The organism is Pirellulales bacterium (genome assembly GCA_035939775.1).
GTDB lineage: Bacteria > Planctomycetota > Planctomycetia > Pirellulales > DATAWG01 > DASZFO01.
This window is the reverse complement of the sequence record DASZFO010000037.1, coordinates 1-10,950: the sequence shown is the minus strand read 5'-3', so window position 1 is coordinate 10,950 and position 10,950 is coordinate 1. Positions and strand designations below refer to the sequence as shown.

The 10,950-nt window shown below is 61.8% G+C and carries 9 protein-coding genes; all 9 read right to left on the bottom strand.

Annotation, left to right across the window (positions count from 1 at the left end; genetic code table 11):
* Positions 1–59: 59 nt before the first annotated feature.
* Entirely contained in the window at positions 60–1,400 is a 1,341-nt protein-coding gene (locus VGY55_01685) for a DUF1501 domain-containing protein (GenBank protein HEV2968667.1), read from the bottom strand.
* Positions 1,401–1,668: 268 nt separating this feature from the next.
* Positions 1,669–3,567: a S53 family peptidase gene (locus tag VGY55_01680; GenBank protein HEV2968666.1), complete on the bottom strand. Its 1,899-nt coding sequence runs from the start codon at positions 3,565–3,567 to the stop codon at positions 1,669–1,671.
* A complete protein-coding gene (locus VGY55_01675) occupies positions 3,542–3,715 on the bottom strand; it encodes a hypothetical protein (GenBank protein ID HEV2968665.1) in 174 nt (57 codons plus the stop codon). The genes VGY55_01680 and VGY55_01675 overlap by 26 nt, the downstream gene beginning before the upstream one ends.
* Before the next feature lie 215 nt (positions 3,716–3,930).
* Positions 3,931–5,487: a hypothetical protein gene (locus VGY55_01670; protein HEV2968664.1), complete on the bottom strand. Its 1,557-nt coding sequence runs from the start codon at positions 5,485–5,487 to the stop codon at positions 3,931–3,933.
* A 106-nt stretch (positions 5,488–5,593) separates the two neighbouring features.
* Complete coding sequence (locus tag VGY55_01665) at positions 5,594–6,550, bottom strand: transketolase C-terminal domain-containing protein (GenBank protein ID HEV2968663.1); 957 nt, start codon at positions 6,548–6,550, stop codon at positions 5,594–5,596.
* A 139-nt stretch (positions 6,551–6,689) separates the two neighbouring features.
* Positions 6,690–7,514, bottom strand: coding sequence for a transketolase (locus tag VGY55_01660; protein HEV2968662.1), 825 nt, complete (start codon positions 7,512–7,514; stop codon positions 6,690–6,692).
* A 5-nt stretch (positions 7,515–7,519) separates the two neighbouring features.
* A complete protein-coding gene (locus VGY55_01655; protein HEV2968661.1) occupies positions 7,520–8,491 on the bottom strand; it encodes a glycosyltransferase family 2 protein in 972 nt (323 codons plus the stop codon).
* 207 nt (positions 8,492–8,698) lie between these two features.
* Positions 8,699–9,451, bottom strand: coding sequence for a GNAT family N-acetyltransferase (locus VGY55_01650; GenBank protein ID HEV2968660.1), 753 nt, complete (start codon positions 9,449–9,451; stop codon positions 8,699–8,701).
* Positions 9,452–9,480: 29 nt separating this feature from the next.
* Complete coding sequence (locus tag VGY55_01645; protein HEV2968659.1) at positions 9,481–10,842, bottom strand: DegT/DnrJ/EryC1/StrS family aminotransferase; 1,362 nt, start codon at positions 10,840–10,842, stop codon at positions 9,481–9,483.
* Positions 10,843–10,950 lie beyond the last annotated feature (108 nt).

Below are 10,950 nucleotides of genomic sequence, written 5' to 3'. Positions count from 1 at the left end.
GGCTTCTTGGCCATGACCATTATTATGGTCACATGAAATACACAGTCAAGGCGTCATCACTAGATCAACTCCCGCATCGGTTGCACGTGGTCGACGAGGTATTGCGGGCGGCCGGTGAGGTCGCGGATGGTGGTTGTGTTGATGTCGATGCCGAGGTTGTGGTAGAGCGTGGCGAATACTTCGCCGAACGTGACGGGGCGTTGGACGGGGTATTCGGCGAGGCGGTTCGTGGCCCCGATCACTTGGCCCGTGCGCATTCCGCCGCCGGCGAGCATCGCGCAACTGACTTGCGGCCAATGATCGCGGCCGGCATCCTTGTTGATCTTCGGCGTGCGGCCGAATTCACCCCACACGACGACCGATACGTCGCGATCCAGCCCGCGCTGGTGCAGGTCTTCGACCAAGGCGCTGACGCCTTGATCCAAGAGCGGCATGTCTTCGCGGGCGGCCTTGAAGTTCTGCCCGTGCCAATCCCAACGGCTGAACGCGCAGGTGACGCACCGCGCCCCGGCTTCGACGAGCCGGCGAGCGATCAAGAAATGCGACATCAGCTTCGGCCCGCCGTCATCGCGGTTCTTGGGATCGCCCTGGCCGTAGCGCTCGACGACGCGGGGGTCCTCTTTCGACAGATCGAGCGCGTCGGCCAGCTTGCTCGACGTGAGCACGCCCAGGGCTTGCTGGTTGAAAGAATCCATCCCTTGCATCGTGCCGGTGGAATCGGCGTCGCGGCGGAAGCGATCAAATGCGGTTAGTAGCGCGCGGCGATCGCGGAGCCGTTCGAGTGAGATTCCGTCGAGCACCATGTCGCCTTTGCCGTCCCCCTCGGGTTTGAAGGGAGCATGGGCGATTCCGAGGAAGCCCGGTTGCCCGGGGTCGGCCCAGGGCATGTGCCCCATCTTCGGCGCGAGCCCGACGAACGGCGGCACCGACGGGTCGCTCGCGCCCTTGAGCTTCGAGAGCACGGAGCCGATCGAAGGCCAGCCGCCCGGCGGCTGCTGCCGATGAGTGCGGCCGGTCATGCACTGGAATGAATAGTGGTCGCCGGTCGCTCCGACAATCGAACGGATCACGACCAGCTTGTCCATCATCCCGGCCAGCTTCGGCAGCAGCTCGCATATCTCGATCCCCGGCACGTTCGTCTTGAGCGGCGAAAACTCGCCACGTATTTCAGCCGGGGCGTTTGGCTTCAGATCAAGAAAATCCTGGTGCGGCGGGCCGCCCGGCAGGAAGATCATGATCACGGCCTTGTGCGAGCCCCGAATTCCAGCGGCCGCTTCGGCCCGGAGCAATTCGGGCAGCGCCACTCCCCCCATCGCCAGGCCGCCGATCTTCAAAAAATCGCGTCGCTTAATCCCATCACAAAACGGATGCCGCTGCGGTTGGCCGAGAATCGTTAACATAGGTGGGACCCTTTCGGGCTAGGTGAGGTAGGCAGGAGCCGTCGGTCGCTAAACCACGAGCCGGAATGCGTCAGCTTCCGGATCAGGCTGAGACGTTCGGCGGTTGCCTAGATCATATCAAGATCGGCCGAATATTCCAAGCAAATCAGGCTGGTCGGCATTAGACCAGCGCATGAAAGGCCCCGCTGGGTTTGCGGGGCTTTCCGATGGCGAGGCAGAGCCTCGCGGGCAGTGTGGTCCCAGGCAGAGCCTTGGACCAAGCGGGTTTTCACGACGAATGGCGGCGTTGATTCTTCTCGTTCGTCTCGATGGAGGACGCCCGTCGGCCCCAGCCGCTTTCGATCATGAGGCACATCGCCGCGGCGGCAAATGGCACGCTCTGATGATCACCGGCGTCGCTCTTCGCGGATTTCGCGGGCTGCGTTCCAACGTCGCCGCCGTTCAGCCATTGTGGGTCCGCGAGGCAGGCGTCGATTTGCTCATTGTCGAGACCGCGATCGCCGGCCGTGTTGAATCCGGCGTCCGATTCGAGATACCGATTGATCAATCGTTCGACCCTGTCGATCGCACCGAGCGGATCGAATGACGATTGCGGGGACTGTTCGAAAATGGCTTCGGGGAGTGAATTGAAGCGGTCTCCGTTTGAGAACTGCACGTCACTCTTCTTGACGGCACCGGCATCATCGTTACTCGACGCGGTGGCCAACTTCAAGTCGAGGCCGGAAGAGTCTGCGGCCAGCGCTTGGTCGCCAGCGGCGTCGGTCAAATGGCGTGAGAGCGATCCGGCGGCGAGTGACGTGCTGGAGGTAGAGATCGAGCCCGTCGCCCGGGCATTCGTCGAACTGACGGCCATTTCTTGGCCGGCCGTGCCGAAACCAAGGTTCACGCTGCTTCCAGATTCGCCGATCCCGGCAAGCCCGCCGTCCACGGTTCCTCCGGCACTGGTCATCCGGCCGCCCGATGCATTGACGGTCGTCACTGTGCTCGTCGAATGCGTAACCGTGGTGGTCGTCGCCCCATAGGCGATCAAATCGCGGACGACCAGGATGGCGTTCGGCGAGCCGCGTCCAGTCACAGCGTCGTAGCCGACGCCCGCGGCATAGCCATTGTTACCGCTGGTGACATCGTGGAAATCGGCGCTCGCCAGGCTGTAGATCGCTTGCAGCGCACTGCTGAGCGGCGCGCGCCCAGCCGCGGCGCGGCCTTGATTCGCGACAGCGATCAGCCCGGCCCATTGGGGCGCTCCGGCGCTCGTGCCGCCGACGGCATACCAAGAGCCGCCCGAGGCGGAATCGTAGACGTAGAATCCGCTGTACGGATCGGCATCGTAGGCCACGTCGGGGTTGGAGCGGTGCCCCGTGTTCTGAAAGCCGCGCTGGAAACTCGGCTCGGATTCATACGGACTGAATCCGCCGCCGCTTCCGCTCCAGCCTTTTTCCGATCCATAGCTGCCGCCGGATCCGAGCGAGAGAGTGGTGCCGCCGACCGCCACCACGTTCGACGAGATCGAGGGCCAGCTTGCCGGTGCTCCGCTGTCGCCCGACGAGGCGACGAATGTCACGCCGCCGTGCCCGCTGGGCGTCGTGAAATACGAATCGTACGACCCTTCGCCATAGAATTCGCCGGCGCCCCAGCTCATCGAAACGACGCTGACACCAGCCTGATGGCGCGCGTAATCGACGGCCGAAAGAAGGCTGAAGAGGCTCGCCGCGTTGGCCTCGACTAAAAGGATATTGGCGCCCGGCGCGATCGCATGGGCCCATTCCACGTCGAGCGCTATCTCCATCGCCCAGCCTGAGTCGTAGGTCGGGCTTCGGCCGCCGCTCGTCAGTTTGGCCACGGTCAGCTTTGGATCGGAAAGGCCGAATTGTTGATCGAACTTGTGCAGGTCGGCCGCCACGGTCGGATCGTCGTAGGCGTCGACGATGGCGATCGTCTGGCCCGCGCCGTTCCAACGGACTTGATCGAAGCCGTAAGCATTTCGGATTTGGGCCGGGGAATAAACGTTGAAGCCGCTGCCGGCGAAGAAGCTCAGGTTTGGCTGGCAGAGCACATTGGCGGCAAGCATCGTCCGCGGCTCGAGCGATTCCAAAAGCAATTTCGAGGCACGACAGTTGTCGCGGGTCGAATCCGACGATTTCTCACTCCAGCGGCGAGACGAGCGCATGGTGAATAATCCCCAGGAGGTGGCGGCGGAGTTCCGCGACGCCAAGTTGGAACGACGGCGCGGCTGATGGATTTGCGCCTATCGCGGCTTCGAGCGGTCGCTGATTGCCGAACGGCAAATACGTGATGACCGCCGCGCGAAAAGACAACTGAACCCTATGCCGATTTCGCCCGGATGCAACTCGCAGACGACGGTTTTCGACAAGAAAGCGGGCGCTCCGCGATTGGCGCGAACGCTGGCCGCGGCGCAACGCCGATGACCCTTAACATTGGTCAGCGGACGTGGGTTTTCGGCAACAGCGGCCGTGCAAGAAATGCGACGTATTGCCAAAAGGTAGTGTCGCGGCGCGACCAAGAGTAGTCATCACGCTCCGAACGATGAAGTCCTCGCGCGGAGCGAGGAGTACACACGTGCCGCTGCCGCCGGTTCGAGCGGGGCGGCTTGGTTCGGTGTATCCTGGCTGACCTTTGACAGCGTTGCCAAAAGCAATCCGGGCACGAGCACCAGGGTGTTCCAGATGGGGAACGTATAGCGGAACTCAAAGTGAATCAGTGGTGAAGCACACACGATCAATAGCATGTAGAGATACACCGGCTCAGGAATCCGCTCCCGGCGCCAGAGTCGCATTCCGACGAACCCCAGCAACAGCAGATAGAAGCCAGCGCACCACGACGGGACCAGTCCCCATTGCATTTTGGGCCAGCGATCGGTTCCTAGCCAGAGCACCGGCAGCCGCGAGATTTTGAACGCCAGCGCATCCGCCGGACGCTTGGCCACCGCCTGCGCCAATTGCCGCAGGGAGTACAACTCCGGCAACGGGCGACCGGCTTTATAGAATTCTTCGACGCGGGTTGCCGCGTCCGGGTCGAGATACTCTCCGAAGCCGATGCCGGCCGATTGAAACCAGTCGTATTGGTCGTGCCGCATCCACAGTCCGTACCTCCAGATCGCCCCCTGACTGCTGGTGCAAACCGTGTAGATGCTGATTCGCCTTTGGTTCCAGAGCTTAACCGGTTCGCGAACGGCGGCGACGCCCGCCAGCACGATCGCGGCGGTCGCGATGGCGAGCAGCGTCCGCCGGCGGTCGGCAAGCACTGCTCGTCCGATCAAGAAGCAAGCGATGAAGGTGGCAAATGCCGCTCCCGAATCGCGCACCAACGAATGAAGTCCGATCAGAAGGCCGGCCAGCGCAAACCAGCCAAAGACGCGCGATGAGATCATCGTTCTCCACGAGCCGATCGACACGGCTGGGAAGGCGATGAATCCTTTTGCCAGGACGAAAATCAGCACCGACAGGGGAATGAGCGACACGATCTCTGACGACGTTAGGTTCATGCCGTAGAACCACGTTTGCAGCGGCGGACAAAATCCGGTGCAGATTGCCGTCAGCGCTAGCGGGGCGAAGTTGCGCGTATAAAGGCTAATGGTTGCTACAGCCATCACACCGAAGAACAACTGCGCGGCCGCCGCGAACAAGAAAAACGTGAACATCGTGTGGCCGCCGACCAATCTGAGCCACCATCCAAACGCCATCGGCGCGCCGGGTCCCCAGTAGAAAAATGGCGCCGTGCGCGGAGGCGTTGCGCCGGGCACTTGGATCGTAACGCCCTTTCGAGCGGCGACATTTTGCGCCGATCGCAGGTACGACGAACAGTCTGCCCCGGTCGTGGCCGCGGCCCAATCGTCGAAGGAAAGATCAAGCGTGAGCGGCCTGTCGCCAACGCGAACGTCCCCGCGGGCGTAACGATTGGCGTAGTAAACGGCCGTTGCCCCATGTGTCGCCACGAGCACGATCGCGATCACGAGCCACTTAAGCGATCTCCGCGACGACAAATTCGGCAGGCTGGATGCCGGCGGCTGCGCGATCGCAGCGCTGTCGATCCGTGACTGGCGGCCGGTCGTTCCGTCGTCGTTCGTCATGCGGCCGCTCGAGTGGCTTGAAATTGGTTCGGTAGCTGAATTCGCCAGAACTCAGTGGCCAAGTCATTCATTCGTATTCGGAATTCTGGCGAATTCCGCTACGACGTCAGGCCGCTCGACGACCAATGGAGCGTGGTGATGCTCCGACGATGTTTGCATCTGACAAAAAATGTTCGACGCGGGCGCCGACCGACTCGGCATCCAGACCATGCTCGCGCATTAGATAGGGGTAGCCGCCGCAGTGCGCGGAAAACCGGTCTTGAATGCCGACCCGGCAAACCCATGTCGGCGCGTGACTGGCCGCGATTTCGGCGACAGCGGAGCCGAGCCCTCCGTAGACCGAATGTTCCTCCAGCACGACGACGGCCGCGTGTTCGCGGCAAATCCCCGCAACCTGCTCCTCGTCGAGCGGCTTGATGCACGGGGCGCTCCAAATCGGACTGCCCGGCCAATCGGCGGCGACCTTCAAAGCGGTTGTCGCCATCGATCCGGTGGCGATCCATGCGATCGGCCCGGGCCCGGGCCGCACCGGGCAGAGCCGGCCCCAATCGAATTGCGGAGGGGCGTTGTGTACGGCGCCGAGATCGGCTTTCCCCATCCGCAAGTAGACCGGGCGGCTCCAGTCCATCGCCAGCCGCATCGCGGACGTCATTTCATGGGCGTCGGCCGGCGAAAGAATGGCCATGTGCGGCACGGCGCGCAGGGCCGCCACATCCTCCGTGCTCTGATGGCTGCTGCCGAGTTGGCCGTAGACGACTCCTGCCCCATCGCCAATGAAGACGACCGGCAACTGCTCGTAGCAGACATCGAGCTTGATTTGCTCCAACACGCGAACTGGCACGAACGCGCTTAAGCCGTAAACGAACGGCCGGAATCCTCCTTTGGCCAAGCCCGCGGCGACCCCGACCATATTTTGCTCGGCAACGCCGGCATTGATGTATTGCCCTGGGCACACGCGGCGAAAGTCATCGAAGAGCGCGTAGCCGTGGTCGCCGGTCAACAGCAGGACGCGCGGATCGCTCCGCCCGGCTTCGACCAAACATTTTGAAAAGGCATCTCGCATAGAGCTTTCGGTTTTGTGCTGAACCCGTGACCGCCGACGCTCGCAGCGTCGGCCGCGGGTGGGCGTAGCTGAATTCGCCAGAATTCAGGCGATCGACCGCGGTCTCGTCGCCGAAACTCTGGCGAATTCCGCTACAAATCTACAACTCGGCCAGCGCCGCCGCATGGGTCTCCGCCGTGAGCCGCGTATAGTGCCAGCGGTTGTTGTGCTCCATGAACGACACCCCTTTGCCTTTGACCGTTCGGGCGACGATCCCCTTGGGCCGCGGCGTTGGATCTGCCAGCAGCTCGTCGAGCGCCGCGGCGAGGGCCGCCTCGTCGTGGCCATTCACGTCGCGGGCCACAACTCCGAACGCAGTCAGCTTTTCCAAGATCGACCCGAGGTCCATCACCTCAGCCGTGCTGCCCATCGCCTGCATGCCATTGGCATCGATGATGACGATCAAATTGTCCAATTGAGCGTGGGCCGCGAAGAGGATCGCCTCCCAAATGGCTCCCTCGTTCGCCTCGCCGTCGCCGACGATCGCGAACACTCGCTGCCGGCTGCCGCGACGCTTGGCCGCCAACGCCAATCCGACGCCAACCGACAGCCCGTGCCCTAGCGAGCCCGAGGTGACTTCCACTCCCGGAACATGCGCGTCGGAAAGCCCCTTGAGTCGCGTGCCGTCCTTGAAATAGGAGCGGAGATCGTCGTCCGTAATCCAACCCAGCTCGTTCAGGCAGGCATATTGCGCCATTACGCCATGCCCCTTGCTCAGCACCAAATAATCGCGATCAGGAGCGCGCGGATCGCTCCTATCAAGCCGAAGATACGAGCGATAGAGCAGCGCCAGGATATCCACAACGGAAAAGGCACACGGGATATGCACCGTCGAGCCGCTATACGACATGTCGAGGATCGTCCGCCGCAACCGCGCGGGATCGAAGGGAGGGTCGAGGGATGAGGGGCGAGGGGCGAGGGGCATGTTCACTACGCGGCGCGGCGCTCCATAGCCGGTGCTCCATCGGACAAGAGCGGCTCAACGCGTGCGCCCGCGTCGGGCATATTGATCGTTCGCTCGACGATGAACAGCGGGCGGTGTTTCGTTTCGATGTAGATCCGGCCGATGTATTCGCCGAGCGTTCCGAAGCCGACGAGCATCACACCCAGGATCGCCAAGAGCAGCACGTAGATCGTCGTCAGTCCGGGGACCGTGCCGCCGAGAAAATAGGTGGCGACGTAACCGAGTGCCACGACGATCGTCACGCCAAGTGTCAGGAATCCGAATAGCGAAAAAAGCTGAAGCGGCTTGATCGAAAAGCAAGTAATTGCGTTGGCCGCTAGATTGAGCAGGTAGAAGAAGGGCGCCTTGCTCTTACCCGCCGTTCTTGGTCGGCGGTCGTAGACGATCGGGCACTGCTTGAAGCCGATCCAGTGCGAGAAGCCGCGGATGTAGCGGTTGCGCTCGCCAAGCTGATTGAGCGCGTCGATCGCTCGCCGCGACAGCAGTCGGAAATCGGTGGCGTTGTTCGGAATATCGACGTCTGAAAGATAATTCACCACGCGGTAGAGCATCCGCGCCGACCACGCTTTCCAAAGCGGATCGCCCGTGCGATGGCGAATCACGCCGTAAACGATCTCGTGTCCCGCTTCCCATTTCTGGAGAAACTCCTGGATCAGCGTCGGCGGATCCTGAAGATCGCCGAACAGCACGATGGCCGCGTCCCCTCGAGTGAATCGATAACCGGCGGCCAGCGAAGCCTCTACCGTGAAGTTCCGGCTGAACTTGACATATCGCCAACGGACGTCGCGATTGCATAGATCGGCCGCGATCAGCCCAGTGCGGTCGCCGCTGTCGTTGTCGATGAGGATCACTTCATAGTCATACGGCAGCCCGGCCATGACGGCAGAGACTTCGTCGTAGGCCCGTGGAAGATTCCCCTCCTCATTCCGCACCGGCATGATGATGCTCAAGAGCTTGCGTTGAGCCGAGGGACGGGGGACGAGGGGCGAGGGGCGAGGGCATTGTTCTTCCTGGCGACGGGCGTTTGAGGCTGCATCTTGGTCCATGTGTTCAGCCGTCAATGCACTGTGATTGTGGTCCGCATTCGTCCAAAGGGACGGGTCGTAATTCCCTAACTCCTCGTCCCTCTCCCCTCATCCCTTGCTTCAGGCTGCCAGCTCGTCGGCGGATTCTCCTTGCCAGGCCGTCTTGGAAAGGTGCATCGTGACGAAATAGCGCTCGACTGGCTTGCGGTAGTCGCCATCGACTTCCAGCCAGCGCACGACGTCGCCTTCTTGCACGCGGCGCAGCGGCATCCGCATCGTTTCGCGAAAGCGGCAATGTTCGTAGAGCTGGATGGCCCGCATGTTGTCGGAAAACACGCGCAGGTAAACGTCTTCCATTTGAAGTGTCGTAAAGGCCCAGCTCAGGATGGCTTGCACGCTGGAAACCATCGCCCCGCGCATGACGCGCGGCACGCCGCGGACCACGTTATCCAGTTCCAGGCTTCGCTCGGAATAATCGATTCGATAGATTCCCGCGTGGCCGATCTTCTGACCCTGCGGACTCTTGACCCAGAATAGCATTCGGTCGTCCAATTCGAGCACCTGCTTGATGAGCCAGCGGCGGGTCCCATCGAGCGTCACGGGAAAGATGGCCGGGAATGAGTTCTGCGCCGCCAAGCGCCATTCGGCCAAGAGACGGATCGAATCTGGATCATCCACATCCTGCCAAGTGACTGGATCGAGGCTCGTCATGCACTCGTCGCGATCGAAGATGGCAAACCAATTTCCGCTCCGCGCGGCCGCGATCTTGAGGTTGCGGATCGTCGAAACGACCCGATCGTGATAGGCGGCATCCATGCCGATTTCCCCCGGATTGTTGCCGGCACATTCCGTGTGCCGTGGCTGTTGCGGCACATGGAGTGTGCCTACTACAACGACGAACGTTACGCGGCCTCGCGGTGTTTCTGACTCGAAACGCCGAGCACTTCGAGCAAGCTGCGACAGATGCGGTCGATGTCGGTCTCGGTCAAATTGTGTCCGCTCGGCAGATTGATGCCGCGGTGCGAAATCTGGTAGGCGACCGGGTTTTCAGCCGCCCGGCTCTCGAACATCGGGAAGCTGCTGATCGGCAGGAAAAAGGGGCGCGAATCGATGTCGCGCTGCTTAAGGCCGGCCATCACTTCGTCGCGGCTGACCGAGAGTTCGTCGCTCAGAACGATCGACGTCATCCAATAAATATTCCGGGCCCAAAAGCGCTCGACGTTCAATGTCAATCCCGGCACCTCGCCGATCCGTTGACGATACCATTGGAAGGTCTGCCTTCGTTTGGCGATCATCTCCTCGATCCGCTCGAGCTGCGCCAGGCCCAGGGCGGCCTGGAGGTTCGACATCTTGTACTTGTAGCCGATCGCCGTATTGACGAACGCCCGCTGCGGATCGCGGCCGTGGTCGTTCATGTATCTGGCTCGTTCGTAGAGAGCGGGATCGCTAGTGACGAGCATTCCGCCTTCGCCGCAGGTCATGATCTTCGCCCCCTGGAAGCTGAAACACGCCAAGTGGCCAAAGCTGCCGACCTTGCGGCCTTCGATCTCCGCGCCGAGAGCCGGGGCGGCGTCCTCGAGCACTAGCAGTCCGTATTCTTGAGCCAGCTTGTCGATCCCCTTCATGTCCGTCGGGTGGCCGTAAAGATGGACCGGCATGATAGCTTTGGTCCGTGGCGTGATGGCGCGCCGCGCGGCAGCCGGATCCATGCACCAGGTGGCCGGATCGATATCGACGAAAACCGGCTTCGCCCCGGTGTATGTCACGGCGCTGGCGGTGGCAATCCATGTCACCTCCGGCACGAGCACTTCATCCCCCGCTCCGATTCCGAGCGCCAAGAGCGACAAATGCAAAGCGCCAGTGCAGCTTGAAGTCGCCAGGGCAAAGCGAGCGCCGACATAATCGGCGAAACTCCGCTCAAAGCGGGTCAGATAGCCCGACCAATTCTCGTTCCAGCCGTTCTGGACGGCATCGACGACATAGTCGATCTCGCGCTGCGAAATCGTGGGACCGGCGGTCAGGATCTTCTTTGGTTTCACGGCGCCCTCCTGGCTAAAACCGCGGGAACTCTCCCCTTTCGTGGCGGGCACGATTGCTGCAATGTTCGCAAAGCAACAGGGGACTGCCGTTTCCAGCCCGTTTTCCTCGACCAGCGACGGGGCGGAATCGGCGCGGCGGTTTTCCCAAACTTCGCCAACCGCGTCAAGGTCGATCCCGAATTCCCGCCGGTCGACGGGTGCATTCCGCACTTTGCAGTTTGGCACGTTGAGGTTATGACTTCGGGTTTGGATTTTGGGGTTGGTGCATGGAAACATAGGAATCGACGGGGAGGTAGGCAATGGAATGCCGTTTACAAGACCGGATTAAGGCTG

Coding starts and splice junctions, on each gene's coding strand:
- VGY55_01660 (HEV2968662.1), bottom strand. CDS start 7,514: ATGCCCCTCGCCCCTCGCCCCTCATCCCTCGACCCTCCCTTCGATCCC.
- VGY55_01685 (HEV2968667.1), bottom strand. CDS start 1,400: ATGTTAACGATTCTCGGCCAACCGCAGCGGCATCCGTTTTGTGATGGG.
- VGY55_01670 (HEV2968664.1), bottom strand. CDS start 5,487: ATGACGAACGACGACGGAACGACCGGCCGCCAGTCACGGATCGACAGC.
- VGY55_01680 (HEV2968666.1), bottom strand. CDS start 3,567: ATGCGCTCGTCTCGCCGCTGGAGTGAGAAATCGTCGGATTCGACCCGC.
- VGY55_01655 (HEV2968661.1), bottom strand. CDS start 8,491: ATGCCGGTGCGGAATGAGGAGGGGAATCTTCCACGGGCCTACGACGAA.
- VGY55_01665 (HEV2968663.1), bottom strand. CDS start 6,550: ATGCGAGATGCCTTTTCAAAATGTTTGGTCGAAGCCGGGCGGAGCGAT.